Raw genomic sequence first — 22,118 nt, 5'->3', positions numbered from 1 at the left:
CTAACCGTTGCCCTTCTGCATTTTTGGGTCGCCCTTAGCAGCATGGTCCAGCAGCAGATATGCGGATCATTACTTTCAATTCTTGAGGAGAAGTCATGGCAGCACACTGCCAAGTGACCGGGGCCGAGCCGGGCTTTGGGCACAGCATTTCGCACTCGCACCGCCGCAACAAGCGTCGGTTCGATCCGAACATCCAGAAGAAGCGCTACTGGGTTCCGTCCCTGCGCCGTAACGTCACGCTGCAGGTCTCGGCACGTGGCATCAAGACCATCGACGTACGCGGCATCGACGTAGTCGTCGCCCAGATCCTGGCTCGTGGGGTGAAGCTCTAGTGGCTAAGGACAAGGACGTACGTCCGATCATCAAGCTCAAGTCGACCGCGGGTACGGGTTACACCTACGTAACCCGCAAGAACCGTCGTAACGATCCGGACCGCATGGTCCTGAAGAAGTACGACCCCAAGATCCGCCAGCACGTCGAATTCCGAGAGGAGCGCTAAACATGGCTAAGAAGTCCAAGATTGCTCGCAACGAGCAGCGCAAGGTCATCGTTGAGCGTTACGCTGCAAAGCGCCTCGAGCTGAAGAAGACCCTGGTTGACGAGAACGCAACCGACGAAGCACGCGAAGCAGCCCGCCTGGGCCTGCAGAAGCTGCCCCGCAACGCGTCCCCGATCCGTCTGCGTAACCGCGACATCATCGACGGCCGCCCCCGCGGTACCTTCCAGAAGTTCGGCATCTCCCGTGTCCGCTTCCGCGACATGGCCCACAAGGGCGAACTCCCGGGCATCACCAAGTCTTCCTGGTAATCCAGCACCGCTGAATCCAGCTGCTTGAGAAGGGCCGGCAACCTTAGGGTTGCCGGCCCTTTTGCTGTCTGCCGTGATGGCTGCCGGATGTGCGGCAGCGCACACAGCGGAATTACGACGGCGGGAGGCCGGCGGGTGCCCCGCATGGCCGTTCCTGCCCCGGAATCCCGGGGAATTGCAGCCATTGGATGAGCGGTTTGCGGTGGGCTACGAGTGCGTGTATTGTTTTCTAAGTCGCCGCGGGGGAGACAGCCAAGAGCTGGTAACCGCGGGTGGCCAAACCCCCAAATTCAAGACCAAATTCTGGTCGCTCCTTAGGGCGCCGGAAATTGGTGGGGGACCGTCTTCTGGTCTGATGGGAATCCTGAGAAATGGATTTGCGTCGGGGTGGTTGATCGGGTAAGTTTGGAAAGTTGCTCCGGAGCGAGCCTGGACGTTGGTTTGGGTGGTGCCGGGTGTGTCTGTTGTTTGAGAACTCAATAGTGTGCCAAGTTTGTTGATACCGATTATGTATGTAATTGGTTGATTGTGCTGTGCCGCCACCCCGTGGTGTGCATGGTGTTTTTAGCTGGTTTCAAATTTTGTGCAGCTGTTTCTGCCGTTATTTCCGGTGGTTGTGGTTGTGTCTGTTTTTGTTTTACTTCAACGGAGAGTTTGATCCTGGCTCAGGATGAACGCTGGCGGCGTGCTTAACACATGCAAGTCGAACGATGATGCCAGCTTGCTGGTGGATTAGTGGCGAACGGGTGAGTAACACGTGAGTAACCTGCCCTTGACTCTGGGATAAGCCTGGGAAACTGGGTCTAATACCGGATATGACCTTCCATCGCATGGTGGTTGGTGGAAAGCTTTTGTGGTTTTGGATGGACTCGCGGCCTATCAGCTTGTTGGTGGGGTAATGGCCTACCAAGGCGACGACGGGTAGCCGGCCTGAGAGGGTGACCGGCCACACTGGGACTGAGACACGGCCCAGACTCCTACGGGAGGCAGCAGTGGGGAATATTGCACAATGGGCGAAAGCCTGATGCAGCGACGCCGCGTGAGGGATGACGGCCTTCGGGTTGTAAACCTCTTTCAGTAGGGAAGAAGCGTAAGTGACGGTACCTGCAGAAGAAGCGCCGGCTAACTACGTGCCAGCAGCCGCGGTAATACGTAGGGCGCAAGCGTTATCCGGAATTATTGGGCGTAAAGAGCTCGTAGGCGGTTTGTCGCGTCTGCCGTGAAAGTCCGGGGCTCAACTCCGGATCTGCGGTGGGTACGGGCAGACTAGAGTGATGTAGGGGAGACTGGAATTCCTGGTGTAGCGGTGAAATGCGCAGATATCAGGAGGAACACCGATGGCGAAGGCAGGTCTCTGGGCATTAACTGACGCTGAGGAGCGAAAGCATGGGGAGCGAACAGGATTAGATACCCTGGTAGTCCATGCCGTAAACGTTGGGCACTAGGTGTGGGGGACATTCCACGTTTTCCGCGCCGTAGCTAACGCATTAAGTGCCCCGCCTGGGGAGTACGGCCGCAAGGCTAAAACTCAAAGGAATTGACGGGGGCCCGCACAAGCGGCGGAGCATGCGGATTAATTCGATGCAACGCGAAGAACCTTACCAAGGCTTGACATGAACCGGACCGCTGCAGAAATGTGGTTTCCCCTTTGGGGCTGGTTTACAGGTGGTGCATGGTTGTCGTCAGCTCGTGTCGTGAGATGTTGGGTTAAGTCCCGCAACGAGCGCAACCCTCGTTCTATGTTGCCAGCACGTGATGGTGGGGACTCATAGGAGACTGCCGGGGTCAACTCGGAGGAAGGTGGGGACGACGTCAAATCATCATGCCCCTTATGTCTTGGGCTTCACGCATGCTACAATGGCCGGTACAAAGGGTTGCGATACTGTGAGGTGGAGCTAATCCCAAAAAGCCGGTCTCAGTTCGGATTGGGGTCTGCAACTCGACCCCATGAAGTCGGAGTCGCTAGTAATCGCAGATCAGCAACGCTGCGGTGAATACGTTCCCGGGCCTTGTACACACCGCCCGTCAAGTCACGAAAGTTGGTAACACCCGAAGCCGGTGGCCTAACCCCTTGTGGGAGGGAGCTGTCGAAGGTGGGACTGGCGATTGGGACTAAGTCGTAACAAGGTAGCCGTACCGGAAGGTGCGGCTGGATCACCTCCTTTCTAAGGAGCACCTCCAACTCTTCTGTGCTGGTGAATGCCGGTGTGGGGGGTTGTCAGGAAGCAAGCCCGCAGCATGGACGATTGTTCCGTGGCGGGTGCTCATGGGTGGAATATCAACAAATAGCGGCTGCGTGTTTTTTTGTCTTGTCTAGTACGAGCCAGTGATGGTTCTGGAACGGTGGGCGCAGGGATGCGTGGTTTTGTGTTTGGCACACTGTTGGGTCCTGAGGCAACAGGGCCGGGGAGGGGTTGCTGCGGCTTTGGTCGTGGTGGTTCCTTGTCGGGTTTGTTTGTTTCTGGTTTCCCTGCCGTGACGTTCTGTGCGCCTGTTTGGGTGTGTGGGGTGTGTGGTGTGGGGTTGTTGTTTGAGAACTACATAGTGGACGCGAGCATCTTGTATAAGAAGCAATTTCCAAGATTAATGAACCTGGATCTGGCTGCGCTGTTGATGCCCTTTGGGGTGTTGGGGTGTGGTTGGTTTCTGTGGTTCTCTCGAGAAATGTTTTTGATCTTTGTGGTCAAGTTTTTAAGAGCACACGGTGGATGCCTTGGCATTAGGAGCCGAAGAAGGACGTAGGAATCTGCGATAAGCCTGGGGGAGTCGATAACCGGACTGTGATCCCAGGGTGTCCGAATGGGGAAACCCCGCCGAGCGCGCGAGTGACTCGGTGACCCGTACCTGAACACATAGGGTGCGTGGGGGGAACGCGGGGAAGTGAAACATCTCAGTACCCGCAGGAAGAGAAAACAATAGTGATTCCGTTAGTAGTGGCGAGCGAACGCGGATCAGGCTAAACCGTTCCATGTGTGATAGCCGGCGGGCGTTGCATGGTCGGGGTTGTGGGACTTTCCATACCAGTTCTGCCGGGCTGGTGGGGTGTGATGTGCGCGCATAGGTGAACGGTTTTGAAAGGCCGGCCAGAGAGGGTGTTAGTCCCGTAACCGTAATGTGTTTGTACCGCCTGTGAGAGTATCCCAAGTAGTACGGGGCCCGAGAAATCCCGTGCGAATCTGTCAGGACCACCTGATAAGCCTAAATACTCCCTAATGACCGATAGCGGACCAGTACCGTGAGGGAAAGGTGAAAAGTACCCCGGGAGGGGAGTGAAACAGTACCTGAAACCGTGTGCTTACAATCCGTCGGAGCCAGTCTGATTCTGGTGACGGCGTGCCTTTTGAAGAATGAGCCTGCGAGTTAGTGTTACGTCGCGAGGTTAACCCGTGTGGGGCAGCCGTAGCGAAAGCGAGTCTGAATAGGGCGTGTGAGTGGCGTGATCTAGACCCGAAGCGAAGTGATCTACCCATGGCCAGGTTGAAGCGACGGTAAGACGTCGTGGAGGACCGAACCCACTTCAGTTGAAAATGGAGGGGATGAGCTGTGGGTAGGGGTGAAAGGCCAATCAAACTTCGTGATAGCTGGTTCTCCCCGAAATGCATTTAGGTGCAGCGTTGCGTGTTTCTTGCTGGAGGTAGAGCTACTGGATGGCTAATGGGCCCTACAAGGTTACTGACGTCAGCCAAACTCCGAATGCCGGTAAGTGAGAGCGCAGCAGTGAGACTGTGGGGGATAAGCTTCATAGTCGAGAGGGAAACAGCCCAGACCACCAACTAAGGCCCCTAAGCGTGTGCTAAGTGGGAAAGGATGTGGAGTTGCCCAGACAACCAGGAGGTTGGCTTAGAAGCAGCCACCCTTAAAAGAGTGCGTAATAGCTCACTGGTCAAGTGATTCCGCGCCGACAATGTAGCGGGGCTCAAGTACACCGCCGAAGTTGTGGCATTCACATTTTAGCTAAGCCCTTGTGGTTCAGGCGTGTGGATGGGTAGGGGAGCGTCGTGTGGGCGGTGAAGTCGCGGTGTAAACCAGCGGTGGAGCCTACACGAGTGAGAATGCAGGCATGAGTAGCGAAAGACGGGTGAGAAACCCGTCCGCCGAATGATCAAGGGTTCCAGGGTCAAGCTAATCTGCCCTGGGTAAGTCGGGACCTAAGGCGAGGCCGACAGGCGTAGTCGATGGACAACGGGTTGATATTCCCGTACCGGCGAAAAACCGCCCATGCTGAGCGGGGGATACTAACTGCCCGAAGCCTGCCCGAGCGCCCTTGTGGTGTGAGGGTTTTGGTGGAGCGCAGGACCTGATCCCGGGAGGCAAGCGTATTAACAGGTGTGACGCAGGAAGGTAGCCGAGCCGGGCGATGGTTGTCCCGGTCTAAGGATGTAGGGCGAGTGGTAGGCAAATCCGCCACTCATGGTGCCTGAGATCTGATGGGACCCCCGTTTGGGGGGATTTGGTGATCCTATGCTGCCGAGAAAAGCATCGACGCGAGGTTTTAGCCGCCCGTACCCCAAACCGACACAGGTGATCAGGTAGAGAATACCAAGGCGATCGAGAGAATTATGGTTAAGGAACTCGGCAAAATGCCCCCGTAACTTCGGGAGAAGGGGGGCCCCAACCTTGATACACCCTTTGCGGTGTGGAGGGGATCGGGGCCGCAGAGACCAGGGGGAAGCGACTGTTTACTAAAAACACAGGTCCGTGCGAAGTCGCAAGACGATGTATACGGACTGACTCCTGCCCGGTGCTGGAAGGTTAAGAGGACCGGTTAGCCGCAAGGCGAAGCTGAGAATTTAAGCCCCAGTAAACGGCGGTGGTAACTATAACCATCCTAAGGTAGCGAAATTCCTTGTCGGGTAAGTTCCGACCTGCACGAATGGAGTAACGACTTCCCCGCTGTCTCAACCATAAACTCGGCGAAATTGCAGTACGAGTAAAGATGCTCGTTACGCGCAGCAGGACGGAAAGACCCCGAGACCTTTACTATAGTTTGGTATTGGTGTTCGGAGTGGCTTGTGTAGGATAGGTGGGAGACGTTGAAGCCCGGACGCCAGTTCGGGTGGAGTCATCGTTGAAATACCACTCTGGTCACTTTGGACATCTAACTTCGGCCCGTAATCCGGGTCAGGGACAGTGCCTGATGGGTAGTTTAACTGGGGCGGTTGCCTCCTAAAAAGTAACGGAGGCGCCCAAAGGTTCCCTCAGCCTGGTTGGCAATCAGGTGTCGAGTGTAAGTGCACAAGGGAGCTTGACTGTGAGAGAGACATCTCGAGCAGGGACGAAAGTCGGGACTAGTGATCCGGCGGTACATTGTGGAATGGCCGTCGCTCAACGGATAAAAGGTACCTCGGGGATAACAGGCTGATCTTGCCCAAGAGTCCATATCGACGGCATGGTTTGGCACCTCGATGTCGGCTCGTCGCATCCTGGGGCTGGAGTAGGTCCCAAGGGTTGGGCTGTTCGCCCATTAAAGCGGTACGCGAGCTGGGTTTAGAACGTCGTGAGACAGTTCGGTCCCTATCCGCTGCGCGCGCAGGAAATTTGAGAAGGGCTGTCCTTAGTACGAGAGGACCGGGACGGACGAACCTCTGGTGTGTCAGTTGTACTGCCAAGTGCACCGCTGATTAGCTACGTTCGGATGGGATAACCGCTGAAAGCATCTAAGCGGGAAGCTCGCTTCGAGATGAGATTTCCATACACCCTCGGGTGTGAGAGGCCCCCAGCCAGACCACTGGGTTGATAGGCCGGATGTGGAAGCGAGGACTAACGACTCGTGAAGCTGACCGGTACTAATAGGCCAACAACTTACACCACACAGATACATACAAACTCTGCTTGCGTCCACTATGTGGTTCCCAACCAACAACCCCCCAACACGCGGGGTTGTCACGGCACGGAACCACCACAACTGAATAACAACACCACAATGTTGTAACCACCAAACTTCCCACCCCCGAAAAAACACCGGGCGGGCGGGTACAAGGGTTACGGCGGTCATAGCGTGGGGGAAACGCCCGGTCCCATTCCGAACCCGGAAGCTAAGACCCACAGCGCCGATGGTACTGCACCCGGGAGGGTGTGGGAGAGTAGGTCACCGCCGGACACACATTGGTCGAGGCCCCAACCACCCGGTTGGGGCCTCCCACATTTAACCCACCAATCACCGGTATCAAAACGGGCCTTCACCACCGCCTAGACTTACCGTTTATGACCCCCCGAACGCCCAGTCCCAGGGACCGGCGTGCAACCATCCTGGATGTGGCAGCCGCTGCAGGCGTATCGCGCCAAACCGTCACCCGGGCCATGAATGACATGGCAGGCATCAGCGCGGAAACCCGCGCCCGGGTCCAAAAGCTCGCAGCAGAAATGGGCTACAGCCCCAGCCGCTTCGCCAAGGGCCTTGTGCAGGGCGCGCGGATCTCTGTTGGCCTCGCCATCCCGGACCTGACCAACCCCTATTTCCCGGCCTTTGCCTCAAGCGTGGTGGAGGCCGCCACGGAGCGCGGTTGGAACGTGGTGGTGGACGACTACGGCCACGGGACCGGCAGCGCCGTTGACGCCGCCGCGCGGCTTGCGCCCCAGGTGGATGCACTGATCGGATACCTTGCACCCCACCAGGACGAGGCGCAGGCGCTGATGGGCCGCCGTCCCGTCGTCGCCCTTGACTCCCCGGACGCCGGCACCGCCGGCAGCATCTCCTTTGACTACCGTCACGCTGCCAGGCTCGCCCTCCGCCATCTCGCATCCCACGGGTGCAGGAGCATCCTCTTCCTGGACTCGGACCAGGGCGGCCCCGCCGGCAGCCGGAGCGCGGCCGCAGCCGCGGTGGCAGCGGAGGCAGGCATCCAGCTCGCCCGCCTCCAGGCACAGCCATCGGCGGCCGCGGCACGGTCGGCGGTGGCCCTCCATCTGGCCGGAGGCGGGAGCCCCGATGGCATCCTCGCCTTCAACGACCTGATGGCAGCCGGCGCCTTGAAGGCACTGCGGGAGTCAGGCACCTCCGTCCCCAATGAGTGTGCCGTCATCGGCATGGACGGAATACCGCTGGGGGAACTGCTCACACCTGAGCTGACCACCCTCGCACTGGACCTGCGCGCCGTGGGCCGCGCCGCCGTCGGACTCCTGGATGGTTTACTCACAGGTGCCATCCAGGACCGCACCCCAGGCGCCCACCTGACCCTGCAGCACCAGCTGATCCTCCGGCAATCAGCCTGACCCCTACTCAAATCATGATCGAGCGGATAGGCTTAACATGTAACTGCGTGAACGTTCACGTAGGCCCCTCGAAACTCCCCTCAAGGACCTCCATGCCAGCCCACACCCCTGCCGCAACTGCCGGCCACGGCTCCGCTCCGGCGACCAAACCCTCCTACCGCAGACTCGATCCGGCTGCCGCAGACGTCGCAGAATTAGCCTCGCTGGGACCCGGCCGGGGAAGCCTCCCGGCGCGGGCCTACCTGGAGTCCGACGCACCCCGGCTCCTACTCAACGGAGAATGGCAGTTCCGGCTGAGCCCGGGAATCCGGACGGCCCCACACGACGACTGGCAGCACGGCAATGACCTCTCCGGCTTCACCCCGCTGCCCGTCCCCTCCAGCTGGAACATGCACGGGCACGGCTCTCCGGCCTACACCAACGTGCAGTTTCCCTTCCCGGTGGAACCTCCCTGCCCACCGGACGCCAACCCCATCGGCGATCACCTGGTGACCTTTGAGGCCGGCCCGGAGTTCGCCCCGCACGCCCTGCTCCGGTTCGACGGCATCGACTCGGCCGGAACCGTGTGGCTGAACGGAGTGGAGCTCGGGACCACCCGCGGAAGCCGCCTGGCCCACGAATTCGACGTGTCCGGCATCCTGGTCGAGGGAGCCAACACGCTGGCCGTGCGGGTGGCCCAGTTCTCCGCCGCCAGCTATGTGGAGGACCAGGACATGTGGTGGCTCCCGGGGATCTTCCGGGACGTCACCCTGCAGGCGCGGCCGGTGGACGGCATCGACGACGTCTTCGTCCACGCCGGCTATGACCCGGGCACGGGCGAGGGCACGCTCCGCGTCGAGGTGAGCCGGGCCGGGCGGGCGATTGACGCCGTCGTACGCATTCCGGAACTTGGCCTGGAACTTCCAGCAGGGGCGGAGCAGCGTGTCCCCGGCGTGCAGCCCTGGTCCGCCGAAGTTCCCCGCCTCTATGGCGCAGCGGTCAGCACCCCGGGCGAGACCGTTGCCCTGCAGGCGGGTTTCCGCAGCATCGTCATCGAGGACGCGGAGTTCAAGGTGAACGGCCGCCGGATCCTGCTCCGGGGAGTGAACCGCCACGAGCACCACCCCCGGCTGGGCCGTGTGGTCCCGCGGGACGTGGTGGAGGCGGAGCTGCGGCTGATGAAGCAGCACAACATCAATGCCATCCGGACCTCGCACTACCCGCCGCACCCGGAGTTCCTGGCGCTGGCAGACCAGCTGGGTTTCTACGTAGTCCTGGAATGCGACCTGGAAACGCACGGCTTCCACAGCGCCGGCTGGGCACAGAACCCCAGCGACGATCCGCAGTGGGAGGAGGCCCTGCTGGACCGGATGCAGCGAACCCTTGAGCGCGACAAGAACCACCCTTCCGTGATCATGTGGTCGCTGGGCAACGAGGCAGGCACCGGCCGGAACCTTGCGGCGATGTCCCGCTGGGCCAAGGACCGTGACCCGTCCCGTCCCATCCACTACGAGGGCGACTGGTCCTCACCGTACGTGGACGTCTACTCCCGGATGTATGCCAGCCAGGCCGAGACGGCGCTCATCGGGCAGGGCATCGAGCCGGCGCTTGAGGACGCCGAACTGGACGCTCGGCGCCGAGCCATGCCGTTCGTGCTGTGCGAATATGTGCACGCCATGGGAAACGGGCCGGGCGGCATGACCGAGTACCAGGACCTGTTCGACACGTATCCGCGGCTAATGGGCGGTTTTGTCTGGGAGTGGCTGGAGCACGGGATCCTTGTTCCCTCCCCGGGCGGCGGCGAACACTTCGCTTACGGCGGGGACTTTGGCGAGGAAGTCCACGACGGCAACTTCGTCACGGACGGGCTGGTGGATGCCAACCGCAAACCCCGTCCCGGGCTGTTGGATTTCAAGAAGGTCATCGAGCCTCTGGGCATTGACGTTTCCTCCTCATGGGGCAGCTTCACGCTGCGAAACCGGCAGGACTTTGCGGACACCTCCGCCTACCGCTTTGAGTACAAGGTGGAGGACGACGGCGGGACACGGCTGGAGGGAACGGTGGCCGTTGCGCCGCTTGCGGCGCAGTCCACGGCTGTTGTTGAGCTGCCGGCGGAGGTTGCCGCGTGTGTGGCGGGGTTGGCGCAGGACGCGGGTGCGGTGCTCACCGTCAGCGCTGTGCTGGCCAACGATACTGGGTGGGCTGCCGCAGGCCACGAGGTTGCTTGGGGGCAGGCTGTCCGCCTTGCCTCACCAGGCACGGGGGTGCAGGCCCGGGACCTGGTGGAGGCCGGCCAGGACGAACTGCAGCTGGGTACCGCGGTGTTCAACCGGGCAACCGGCATGCCCACATCCATTGGTGGACTTCCCGTGGAAAAGTTCGGCCTGGTCCTGTGGTGGCCCCCGACCGACAACGACCTCGGCCGCGAGTGGGGAAGCCCGGACGAACGGCCCCTTGCGACGCAGTGGAAGGACGCAGGACTCCACCGGCTCCACACCCGCCTGCTGGGCATCCGGGCGGAATCTTCTCCTGACGGCGGAGAGTACCTGCGCGTCAGCACGCGCATGGGTGCCGCGGACAAGCAGTTCGGTGTGCTGGTGGATTACCTGTGGACCGCCAGCTCCGACTCCCTGGGACTGCGGACGCAGGTCAGGCCCGTGGGGAACTGGGTCAACGCCGGCTTCGAGGTGGAATGGGCGCGGATCGGGCTGGAGCTGGCGCTGGGTTCCCGGACCACCGGGGTGCGGTGGTTCGGCCAGGGCCCGCACCAGGGCTACCCGGACACCGGCCAGGGTGCGCGGACGGGATGGTTCGAGCTGCCCCTTGCCGCGCTGGACGTTGAGTACGTCCGTCCCCAGGAGTCGGGAGCCCGGTCCGGCGTGCGGTCCGCTGTCCTGCACACCGGCGGAAGGGAGCTGCACCTTTCCGGCGAGCCCTTTGCCCTCACAGTCCGGCCGTACAGCATGCAGGCTCTGGATGCCGCAAACCACAGGCCGGATCTGGTGCCGGACGGGCGGAGCTACATCTACGTGGACCATCTCATGCGTGGCGTTGGCACCGCCGCCTGCGGCCCCGGCGTTCTGGAGCCGTACCGGCTGAAGCCGAGGCAGGCCGACTTCGAAGTGGTCCTCAAGGTACTGGGGTAGGGAAGTCCCGGCTCCCCCTTCGGCTACTCCCTCGGCTCCTCTTCGGATGTGAGCCACTCCATAGAAGCAGCAAACGAGCTTCAGAAGCGGAAATCTCTTGCCCACGCTGCCGGAAACCGCGGAATTCCGGGGTTTTCCGGCAGCACAAGAGGCCCCCGGGGGTCGATTTGCGGTTGGGTGTGGGGGCGGGTATTGTTTTCTGAGTCGCCGCCGCTGAAGCGGAAAGATAGCGGCCAAACCCCTTACTGAACGGCCTGGAAATGGTTCGCCTCTTGGCGTGCCGGACGCGGGTGGGGCTGGTTTTCGAGTGGAGTGGATCGCGGTAACGCTGATTTGCGAAGCTTGTTGGAACCGGGTAAGTTTGGAAAGTTGCTCCGGAGCGAGCCTGGACGTTGGTTTGGGTGGTGCCGGGTGTGTCTGTTGTTTGAGAACTCAATAGTGTGCCAAGTTTGTTGATACCGATTATGTATGTAATTGGTTGATTGTGCTGTGCCGCCACCCCGTGGTGTGCATGGTGTTTTTAGCTGGTTTCAAATTTTGTGCAGCTGTTTCTGCCGTTATTTCCGGTGGTTGTGGTTGTGTCTGTTTTTGTTTTACTTCAACGGAGAGTTTGATCCTGGCTCAGGATGAACGCTGGCGGCGTGCTTAACACATGCAAGTCGAACGATGATGCCAGCTTGCTGGTGGATTAGTGGCGAACGGGTGAGTAACACGTGAGTAACCTGCCCTTGACTCTGGGATAAGCCTGGGAAACTGGGTCTAATACCGGATATGACCTTCCATCGCATGGTGGTTGGTGGAAAGCTTTTGTGGTTTTGGATGGACTCGCGGCCTATCAGCTTGTTGGTGGGGTAATGGCCTACCAAGGCGACGACGGGTAGCCGGCCTGAGAGGGTGACCGGCCACACTGGGACTGAGACACGGCCCAGACTCCTACGGGAGGCAGCAGTGGGGAATATTGCACAATGGGCGAAAGCCTGATGCAGCGACGCCGCGTGAGGGATGACGGCCTTCGGGTTGTAAACCTCTTTCAGTAGGGAAGAAGCGTAAGTGACGGTACCTGCAGAAGAAGCGCCGGCTAACTACGTGCCAGCAGCCGCGGTAATACGTAGGGCGCAAGCGTTATCCGGAATTATTGGGCGTAAAGAGCTCGTAGGCGGTTTGTCGCGTCTGCCGTGAAAGTCCGGGGCTCAACTCCGGATCTGCGGTGGGTACGGGCAGACTAGAGTGATGTAGGGGAGACTGGAATTCCTGGTGTAGCGGTGAAATGCGCAGATATCAGGAGGAACACCGATGGCGAAGGCAGGTCTCTGGGCATTAACTGACGCTGAGGAGCGAAAGCATGGGGAGCGAACAGGATTAGATACCCTGGTAGTCCATGCCGTAAACGTTGGGCACTAGGTGTGGGGGACATTCCACGTTTTCCGCGCCGTAGCTAACGCATTAAGTGCCCCGCCTGGGGAGTACGGCCGCAAGGCTAAAACTCAAAGGAATTGACGGGGGCCCGCACAAGCGGCGGAGCATGCGGATTAATTCGATGCAACGCGAAGAACCTTACCAAGGCTTGACATGAACCGGACCGCTGCAGAAATGTGGTTTCCCCTTTGGGGCTGGTTTACAGGTGGTGCATGGTTGTCGTCAGCTCGTGTCGTGAGATGTTGGGTTAAGTCCCGCAACGAGCGCAACCCTCGTTCTATGTTGCCAGCACGTGATGGTGGGGACTCATAGGAGACTGCCGGGGTCAACTCGGAGGAAGGTGGGGACGACGTCAAATCATCATGCCCCTTATGTCTTGGGCTTCACGCATGCTACAATGGCCGGTACAAAGGGTTGCGATACTGTGAGGTGGAGCTAATCCCAAAAAGCCGGTCTCAGTTCGGATTGGGGTCTGCAACTCGACCCCATGAAGTCGGAGTCGCTAGTAATCGCAGATCAGCAACGCTGCGGTGAATACGTTCCCGGGCCTTGTACACACCGCCCGTCAAGTCACGAAAGTTGGTAACACCCGAAGCCGGTGGCCTAACCCCTTGTGGGAGGGAGCTGTCGAAGGTGGGACTGGCGATTGGGACTAAGTCGTAACAAGGTAGCCGTACCGGAAGGTGCGGCTGGATCACCTCCTTTCTAAGGAGCACCTCCAACTCTTCTGTGCTGGTGAATGCCGGTGTGGGGGGTTGTCAGGAAGCAAGCCCGCAGCATGGACGATTGTTCCGTGGCGGGTGCTCATGGGTGGAATATCAACAAATAGGTGCCTGGTGGCACGGACCGGTTTGGTTAGTACGAATGTTTTGTTCTTCTCTTCGGGGGAGGGCGGGTGTTCTGGAACGCGGCGGGTTTGGGTTGCTGGGTAGTGTTTGGCACACTGTTGGGTCCTGAGGCAACAGGGCCGGGGGTTTTCCTTCGGGTTTGTTTGTTTCTGGTTTCCCTGCCGTGACGTTCCGTGCGCCTGTTTGGGTGTGTGGGGTGTGTGGTGTGGGGTTGTTGTTTGAGAACTACATAGTGGACGCGAGCATCTTGTATAAGAAGCAATTTCCAAGATTAATGAACCTGGATCTGGCTGCGCTGTTGATGCCCTTTGGGGTGTTGGGGTGTGGTTGGTTTCTGTGGTTCTCTCGAGAAATGTTTTTGATCTTTGTGGTCAAGTTTTTAAGAGCACACGGTGGATGCCTTGGCATTAGGAGCCGAAGAAGGACGTAGGAATCTGCGATAAGCCTGGGGGAGTCGATAACCGGACTGTGATCCCAGGGTGTCCGAATGGGGAAACCCCGCCGAGCGCGCGAGTGACTCGGTGACCCGTACCTGAACACATAGGGTGCGTGGGGGGAACGCGGGGAAGTGAAACATCTCAGTACCCGCAGGAAGAGAAAACAATAGTGATTCCGTTAGTAGTGGCGAGCGAACGCGGATCAGGCTAAACCGTTCCATGTGTGATAGCCGGCGGGCGTTGCATGGTCGGGGTTGTGGGACTTTCCATACCAGTTCTGCCGGGCTGGTGGGGTGTGATGTGCGCGCATAGGTGAACGGTTTTGAAAGGCCGGCCAGAGAGGGTGTTAGTCCCGTAACCGTAATGTGTTTGTACCGCCTGTGAGAGTATCCCAAGTAGTACGGGGCCCGAGAAATCCCGTGCGAATCTGTCAGGACCACCTGATAAGCCTAAATACTCCCTAATGACCGATAGCGGACCAGTACCGTGAGGGAAAGGTGAAAAGTACCCCGGGAGGGGAGTGAAACAGTACCTGAAACCGTGTGCTTACAATCCGTCGGAGCCAGTCTGATTCTGGTGACGGCGTGCCTTTTGAAGAATGAGCCTGCGAGTTAGTGTTACGTCGCGAGGTTAACCCGTGTGGGGCAGCCGTAGCGAAAGCGAGTCTGAATAGGGCGTGTGAGTGGCGTGATCTAGACCCGAAGCGAAGTGATCTACCCATGGCCAGGTTGAAGCGACGGTAAGACGTCGTGGAGGACCGAACCCACTTCAGTTGAAAATGGAGGGGATGAGCTGTGGGTAGGGGTGAAAGGCCAATCAAACTTCGTGATAGCTGGTTCTCCCCGAAATGCATTTAGGTGCAGCGTTGCGTGTTTCTTGCTGGAGGTAGAGCTACTGGATGGCTAATGGGCCCTACAAGGTTACTGACGTCAGCCAAACTCCGAATGCCGGTAAGTGAGAGCGCAGCAGTGAGACTGTGGGGGATAAGCTTCATAGTCGAGAGGGAAACAGCCCAGACCACCAACTAAGGCCCCTAAGCGTGTGCTAAGTGGGAAAGGATGTGGAGTTGCCCAGACAACCAGGAGGTTGGCTTAGAAGCAGCCACCCTTAAAAGAGTGCGTAATAGCTCACTGGTCAAGTGATTCCGCGCCGACAATGTAGCGGGGCTCAAGTACACCGCCGAAGTTGTGGCATTCACATTTTAGCTAAGCCCTTGTGGTTCAGGCGTGTGGATGGGTAGGGGAGCGTCGTGTGGGCGGTGAAGTCGCGGTGTAAACCAGCGGTGGAGCCTACACGAGTGAGAATGCAGGCATGAGTAGCGAAAGACGGGTGAGAAACCCGTCCGCCGAATGATCAAGGGTTCCAGGGTCAAGCTAATCTGCCCTGGGTAAGTCGGGACCTAAGGCGAGGCCGACAGGCGTAGTCGATGGACAACGGGTTGATATTCCCGTACCGGCGAAAAACCGCCCATGCTGAGCGGGGGATACTAACTGCCCGAAGCCTGCCCGAGCGCCCTTGTGGTGTGAGGGTTTTGGTGGAGCGCAGGACCTGATCCCGGGAGGCAAGCGTATTAACAGGTGTGACGCAGGAAGGTAGCCGAGCCGGGCGATGGTTGTCCCGGTCTAAGGATGTAGGGCGAGTGGTAGGCAAATCCGCCACTCATGGTGCCTGAGATCTGATGGGACCCCCGTTTGGGGGGATTTGGTGATCCTATGCTGCCGAGAAAAGCATCGACGCGAGGTTTTAGCCGCCCGTACCCCAAACCGACACAGGTGATCAGGTAGAGAATACCAAGGCGATCGAGAGAATTATGGTTAAGGAACTCGGCAAAATGCCCCCGTAACTTCGGGAGAAGGGGGGCCCCAACCTTGATACACCCTTGCGGTGTGGAGGGGATCGGGGCCGCAGAGACCAGGGGGAAGCGACTGTTTACTAAAAACACAGGTCCGTGCGAAGTCGCAAGACGATGTATACGGACTGACTCCTGCCCGGTGCTGGAAGGTTAAGAGGACCGGTTAGCCGCAAGGCGAAGCTGAGAATTTAAGCCCCAGTAAACGGCGGTGGTAACTATAACCATCCTAAGGTAGCGAAATTCCTTGTCGGGTAAGTTCCGACCTGCACGAATGGAGTAACGACTTCCCCGCTGTCTCAACCATAAACTCGGCGAAATTGCAGTACGAGTAAAGATGCTCGTTACGCGCAGCAGGACGGAAAGACCCCGAGACCTTTACTATAGTTTGGTATTGGTGTTCGGAGTGGCTTGTGTAGGATAGGTGGGAGACGTTGAAGCCCGGACGCCAGTTCGGGTGGAGTCATCGTTGAAATACCACTCTGGTCACTTTGGACATCTAACTTCGGCCCGTAATCCGGGTCAGGGACAGTGCCTGATGGGTAGTTTAACTGGGGCGGTTGCCTCCTAAAAAGTAACGGAGGCGCCCAAAGGTTCCCTCAGCCTGGTTGGCAATCAGGTGTCGAGTGTAAGTGCACAAGGGAGCTTGACTGTGAGAGAGACATCTCGAGCAGGGACGAAAGTCGGGACTAGTGATCCGGCGGTACATTGTGGAATGGCCGTCGCTCAACGGATAAAAGGTACCTCGGGGATAACAGGCTGATCTTGCCCAAGAGTCCATATCGACGGCATGGTTTGGCACCTCGATGTCGGCTCGTCGCATCCTGGGGCTGGAGTAGGTCCCAAGGGTTGGGCTGTTCGCCCATTAAAGCGGTACGCGAGCTGGGTTTAGAACGTCGTGAGACAGTTCGGTCCCTATCCGCTGCGCGCGCAGGAAATTTGAGAAGGGCTGTCCTTAGTACGAGAGGACCGGGACGGACGAACCTCTGGTGTGTCAGTTGTACTGCCAAGTGCACCGCTGATTAGCTACGTTCGGATGGGATAACCGCTGAAAGCATCTAAGCGGGAAGCTCGCTTCGAGATGAGATTTCCATACACCCTCGGGTGTGAGAGGCCCCCAGCCAGACCACTGGGTTGATAGGCCGGATGTGGAAGCGAGGACTAACGACTCGTGAAGCTGACCGGTACTAATAGGCCAACAACTTACACCACACAGATACATACAAACTCTGCTTGCGTCCACTATGTGGTTCCCAACCAACAACCCCCCAACACGCGGGGTTGTCACGGCACGGAACCACCACAACTGAATAACAACACCACAATGTTGTAACCACCAGACTTCCCACCCCCGAACAAAACACCGGGCGGGCGGGTACAAGGGTTACGGCGGTCATAGCGTGGGGGAAACGCCCGGTCCCATTCCGAACCCGGAAGCTAAGACCCACAGCGCCGATGGTACTGCACCCGGGAGGGTGTGGGAGAGTAGGTCACCGCCGGACACACATTGGTCGAGGCCCCAACCACCAGGTTGGGGCCTCCCACATTTAACCCCAACTCCCCTTCATGGAACCGGACGCGGCGTCCCAGGAAACCCGGCAGGAAGCGCAAAGCCTTCCTCCAAGGGCTGAAAATGGGCCCCGGAATCGGTGATTAACCTCAAAAAGTCGCGGAAACACGCGGAATTTGCGGACCGGAAGCGCCCAAGCTGGTAAGTTTTCGGACAGTGGCTTGTGCGCATGCCGCGTGCAGGCTCCAGAATCAGAATCGTCCAGGAGGACATAAATGGCTAAGAACCGTAGTGAACTTGTTGCAGAGGTAGCAGGCAAGGCCGGCACCAGCCAGGCTGCCGTCAACTCCGTCCTCGATGCACTGTTCGAGGTTTTCGAGACTTCTGTCGCCGCGGGCGAGAAGATCACCATCCCGGGCTGGCTCGCCGTCGAGCGCACTGACCGTGCAGCACGCACCGGCCGCAACCCGCAGACCGGCGAAACCATCCAGATCGCAGCAGGCCACAGCGTCAAGCTGACCGCCGGCTCCAAGCTGAAGGCTGCAGTCTCCAAGAAGTAAAGCTTGTCCCTCCCGGCATGCAGCCGGCTGGAACAAGGAGCGGCAACCCATCGGGTTGCCGCTCCTTTGCTTTAACGGCCCGGCTCCAACTGCTCACCGGCTCCAACTGCTCACTGGCATACAACCCGGATTCGCGGCGCAGGCAGGCGTAGCGGACAATGGAATGGTGTCTTCCGCCGCAACTCCACGTTCCACCGCGCCCCAGTCCGATCCTGGCAAGGGAGCTGCGGTCCGGGACGCCGGAAGCCGGGGGATCCCCGTGCCCTGGCAGCTTGCAGGCCTGGCGGCACTCTTCCTGGCCCTTGCAGCAGCACTGATCTTCTCCGGCGCTGCAGCGGCGCGCAGCGTCGCCGACCCCGGCGCCCTGGTGCGGTGGGGCCTGCCCGTCAGCAAGGCAATCCATAACGTCTCCCTGGCGACCGTCGTCGGAGGCCTGATCTTCGCCGTCGGCATCCTCCCCAAAAACCTGAACCCCCGGAACAGTGCCGTGCGGGGCCGGGACCGGGAAACTCCACCAGCCGGAGGTGCGCCCGAACATCCCGCCTTCACCCGCGTGCTCGCTGTGGCGGCCGTCGCGGGCGCCGTGTGGACCTTGTCCGCCATCGCAGTCCTGGTGCTCACCTATGCCGACGTGGCAGGGCAGGGGCTGTCCGGCGATCCCGCGTTCACCCAGGCCCTGGTGTACTTCATGACGGACATCGAGACGGGCCGGGCATGGCTTGCCGTCATCATCATTGCCGCCGTGGTGACCACCGCGCTGTTCGGCGTCAGGTCCCTGGGCGGCCTCGCCCTGACCCTCATCCTGGCCCTCATCGGCCTGGTCCCCACCGCCCTGATCGGACACTCGTCGAGCTCTTCGGACCACGAGGGCGCCATCAACTCACTCGGCCTGCACCTGGTGGGCGTGAGCACCTGGGTGGGCGGCATCATCATCCTGGCCCTGCTGTCCGGGATCCTCACGGGGTCCAAGGCCGGGGCAGCCACGGATATCACCGAACCCACGCTCCGGCGGTTCTCCACCCTGGCCGGCTTCGCGTTCGTGCTGGTCTTCGCCTCGGGCATCATCAACGCCAGCATCCGCGTCACCAGTTGGCATGATCTCTTCGGCTCGGCGTACGGCCAGCTGATCCTGGCCAAGACTGCCGCCGCGGTGGTCCTGGGCGGCATCGGCTTCATGCACCGGCAGTGGGTCATCCCGCAGCTGGGCCGCAAGGGCTCCACCCTGTCCTCGCGGTGGGTCCTCTGGCAGCTGGTGCTGGCTGAGCTGCTGGTCATGGGTGCCACCTCGGGCATCGCCGTGGCCCTGGGCCGCTCGGCGCCGCCGCAGCCAACGGAAGTGGCGGCCAATGCCTCGCCCGCCTTCATCCTCAGCGGCTACGAGCTGCCCCCGGAGCTGACGCCCGAACGCTGGTTGACCGAGTGGCGGCTGGACTGGCTCTGGGTGGGCGTGGCCCTCTTCGGCCTGGCCACCTACTTCCTGGGCGTGGCCAAGGTCCGCCGCCGGGGCGATTCCTGGCAGTGGTTCCGGTCCCTGAACTGGGTCATCGGCCTGGTGGTCCTGACGTTCATCACGTCCGGGCCGCCGTCGGTCTATGGCCGCGTCCTGTTCTCCGCGCACATGGTGGACCATATGGCCCTGACCATGGTTGCCCCGATCTTCCTGGTGCTGGGCGCCCCCGTGACCCTGGCCCTGCGTGCGCTGCCCGCCCGCGGGGACGGCTCACGCGGGATGCGCGAATGGCTGCTGGTCTTCGTCCATTCGAAGTTCTCGCAGCTGGTCACCCACCCGCTGTTCGCCGCTGCCAACTTCGCCGGCTCGATCGTGCTGTTCTACTACTCGGACCTGTTTGGCTTCGCCATGCGCGAGCATGTGGGCCACGAACTGATGAACCTGCACTTCCTGCTCACCGGGTACATCTTTGTGCTCAGCATGATCGGCACGGACCCGCTGCCGCGCCGTGCGCCGTACCCCATGCGGCTGCTCCTGCTGCTGGCCACCATGGGCTTCCATGCCTTCTTCGGGGTCTCCATCATGGGCGGCACCGGGCTGCTGGCCGCGGACTACTTCGGCAACCTTGGCCGCGCCTGGGGACCGTCGGCCCTCGTCGACCAGCAGACCGGGGGCGCGGTGGCCTGGGGCATCGGTGAGGTGCCAACGCTGCTGGTGGCGATCGGCGTCGCCATCATGTGGTCCAGGTCCGACCAGCGGGAGACCAAACGCGTGGACCGCGCGGCGGACAGGAATAACGACGCCGATCTGACCGCTTACAACGATATGTTTGCCAAATTGGCCGAACGCGACGCCAAGCTGGCTGAACGCAACAAGCTGGAAGGACGCTGATGAGCGAAACCGTACGCACGCATGCCCGGGTCCGGGCCTCCGAACTGGTAGGCCGCAACTGGCTGAACACCGGCGGCAAGACCCTGGACCTGGAGGCCCTGCGCGGCAAGATCGTGCTGCTGGACTTCTGGACCTTCTGCTGCATCAACTGCCTGCACGTCCTGGACGAGCTGCGGCCGCTGGAGGAGCAGTACTCCGATGTCCTGGTGACGGTGGGCGTCCACTCGCCCAAGTTCGAGCACGAGGCGGACCCGGTGGCGCTGGCCGCGGCCGTGGAGCGGTACGAGATCCACCACCCCGTCCTGGACGATCCAGAGCTGGACACCTGGAAGGCCTACACCGCCCGTGCCTGGCCCACCCTGGTGGTCATCGACCCCGAGGGCTACATCGTGGCGCACCTCTCCGGCGAGGGCCACGCGGACGGGCTCGCCGTGCTGATCCCTGAGCTCATCGCCGAACACGAAGCCAAGGGCACCCTCCACCGTGGCTCCGGCCCGTACGTGGCGCCCGAGGCAACCTCCGGCACCCTTCGCTTCCCCGGCAAGGCGCTGTTCCTGCCCGCCGGCCGCGGGTCTGCTTCAGGGGCAGCGTCCGACGGCGGCACGTCCGCAGGTGCCCCGACGTCCGGCACCTGGCTGGTCACCGACACCGGCCACCACCGGCTGGTGGAACTGGACACCGACTTCCACACGGTGCTGGCAACCTTTGGCTCGGGCACCAAGGGCTATGCCGACGGTCCCGCCGCCGGTGACACGGCCACCGCCCAGTTCAACGAACCCCAGGGCCTGGTCCTGCTGCCGGAAGATGTGGCAGCCAAGGTGGGCTACGACGTCGTAATTGCTGACTCCGTCAACCACCGGCTGCGCGGACTGTCGCTCACGGACGGCAAGGCGTCCACGCTGGCCGGCAACGGGATCCAACGCCTGCTGGAGACCGGCCCCGCCCGCGTGGACGAGGACGCCGCGGGGTTCACGGGCAAGCTGAGCGAGCACCCGCTCGAAGTCTCCCTGAGCTCTCCCTGGGACGTGGTGTGGTCACGGAAGCTGAACGCCGTGGTGGTCGCGATGGCCGGTACGCACCAGATCTTCAGCTTCGACCCTGTGGGCGGCGAAGTGGACATCATCGCGGGCAACGGGCTTGAGGGCCTGCTGGACGGCGCCGCGCACGAATCCTGGTTCGCCCAGCCCTCAGGCGTGGCCGAGGACGCCGACGGCAACATCTGGGTGGCCGATTCGGAGACCTCCGCACTGCGGAAGCTGGTGGTTGACGATTCCGGGAAGGTCACCGTGGAGTCTGCAGTGGGCAAGGGCCTGTTCGACTTCGGCTTCCGCGACGGCCCGGCCGCCGACGCACGCCTGCAGCACCCGCTGGGCGTGACCGTCCTGCCCGACGGCTCCGTGGCGATCGCGGACACCTACAACGGTGCCGTCCGCCGCTACGACCCCGCATCCGGCACCGTGTCCACCCTGGCACGAGGTTTGGCCGAGCCCTCCGACGTGATCGTGGACCACACCCACTCGGCCGGTTCCGAGCCCCTGCTGGTAGTGGTGGAGGCCAACAAGCACCAGATCGTCTACGTGCCCATTCCCAAGGAAGCACAGCAGGTGGATGAGGGCGCTTCCCAGACCCACCGGCCCAAGAGCCCGGTGGCGCCCGGCGCGCTGGACCTGACCGTCCGCTTCACGGCGCCCACGGGGCAGAAGCTCGACGACCGCTGGGGCGACCCCACCCAGCTGAAGATCTCCTCCACGCCTCCCGGGCTGCTGGTCTCCGGCGGCGGAACCTCCGTGGGACTGCAGCGCACCCTGGAGCTGTCCCCGGACGTGCCCGAGGGCGTGCTGCACATTACCGCCCGCGCCGCGGCCTGCGACGGCCCCGAGACCGAGGACGGCGAAATCCCCGACCACGCCGCCTGCCACCTGTACCAGCAGGACTGGGGCATCCCCGTGGTCCTGCAGGCCGATGGTGACACGGAACTGGTCCTGGACCTGCGCGGAATGGACTGACCCTCCG

8 protein-coding genes and 6 rRNA genes are annotated in these 22,118 nt (G+C 61.0%); all 14 read left to right on the top strand.

Annotated features, from left to right (window positions below):
- Positions 1-95 precede the first annotated feature (95 nt).
- The 14 genes from rpmB (at position 96) to LDO14_RS19420 (ending at position 22,111) form a co-directional block, all read left to right on the top strand.
- Positions 96-332 (top strand): 50S ribosomal protein L28, encoded by a 237-nt coding sequence (gene rpmB, locus LDO14_RS19485; RefSeq protein WP_013602738.1) that lies wholly within the window; start codon positions 96-98, stop codon positions 330-332.
- Positions 332-499, top strand: a complete 168-nt coding sequence (gene rpmG / locus LDO14_RS19480; RefSeq protein WP_013602737.1) for a 50S ribosomal protein L33 — start codon at positions 332-334, stop codon at positions 497-499. The genes rpmB and rpmG overlap by 1 nt, the downstream gene beginning before the upstream one ends.
- Positions 500-501: 2 nt before the next feature.
- Positions 502-807 (top strand): 30S ribosomal protein S14, encoded by a 306-nt coding sequence (gene rpsN, locus LDO14_RS19475; RefSeq protein ID WP_009358853.1) that lies wholly within the window; start codon positions 502-504, stop codon positions 805-807.
- 642 nt (positions 808-1,449) lie between these two features.
- A 16S ribosomal RNA gene (locus tag LDO14_RS19470) occupies positions 1,450-2,972 on the top strand.
- Between the two features lie 516 nt (positions 2,973-3,488).
- Positions 3,489-6,618: ribosomal RNA gene (locus LDO14_RS19465) — 23S ribosomal RNA — on the top strand.
- A gap of 172 nt (positions 6,619-6,790) precedes the next feature.
- Positions 6,791-6,907: ribosomal RNA gene (rrf, locus tag LDO14_RS19460) — 5S ribosomal RNA — on the top strand.
- Together the 16S, 23S and 5S rRNA genes form the textbook arrangement of a ribosomal RNA operon.
- 104 nt (positions 6,908-7,011) lie before the next feature.
- A complete protein-coding gene (locus LDO14_RS19455; RefSeq protein ID WP_223993008.1) occupies positions 7,012-8,019 on the top strand; it encodes a LacI family DNA-binding transcriptional regulator in 1,008 nt (335 codons plus the stop codon).
- A gap of 92 nt (positions 8,020-8,111) precedes the next feature.
- Positions 8,112-11,144, top strand: a complete 3,033-nt coding sequence (locus LDO14_RS19450) for a glycoside hydrolase family 2 TIM barrel-domain containing protein (protein ID WP_223993003.1) — start codon at positions 8,112-8,114, stop codon at positions 11,142-11,144.
- 598 nt (positions 11,145-11,742) lie between these two features.
- A 16S ribosomal RNA gene (locus tag LDO14_RS19445) occupies positions 11,743-13,265 on the top strand.
- 512 nt (positions 13,266-13,777) lie between these two features.
- A 23S ribosomal RNA gene (locus tag LDO14_RS19440) occupies positions 13,778-16,906 on the top strand.
- Positions 16,907-17,079: 173 nt separating this feature from the next.
- Positions 17,080-17,196: ribosomal RNA gene (rrf, locus tag LDO14_RS19435) — 5S ribosomal RNA — on the top strand.
- Positions 17,197-17,479: 283 nt separating this feature from the next.
- Positions 17,480-17,764 (top strand): HU family DNA-binding protein, encoded by a 285-nt coding sequence (locus LDO14_RS19430; RefSeq protein ID WP_011693739.1) that lies wholly within the window; start codon positions 17,480-17,482, stop codon positions 17,762-17,764.
- 163 nt (positions 17,765-17,927) lie between these two features.
- Positions 17,928-20,105 carry a cytochrome c oxidase assembly protein gene (locus tag LDO14_RS19425; RefSeq protein WP_223993002.1) on the top strand — a complete coding sequence of 726 codons (2,178 nt, stop codon included), beginning with the start codon at positions 17,928-17,930 and terminating at the stop codon, positions 20,103-20,105.
- Positions 20,105-22,111, top strand: coding sequence for an NHL domain-containing thioredoxin family protein (locus LDO14_RS19420; protein ID WP_134164963.1), 2,007 nt, complete (start codon positions 20,105-20,107; stop codon positions 22,109-22,111). The genes LDO14_RS19425 and LDO14_RS19420 overlap by 1 nt, the downstream gene beginning before the upstream one ends.
- The last annotated feature ends 7 nt before the right edge of the window (positions 22,112-22,118 follow it).

The organism is Arthrobacter sp. NicSoilB11, assembly GCF_019977375.1.
In the GTDB taxonomy this organism is placed as follows: Bacteria; Actinomycetota; Actinomycetes; order Actinomycetales; family Micrococcaceae; genus Arthrobacter.
This window is presented reverse-complemented; position numbering and strand designations above follow the sequence as displayed.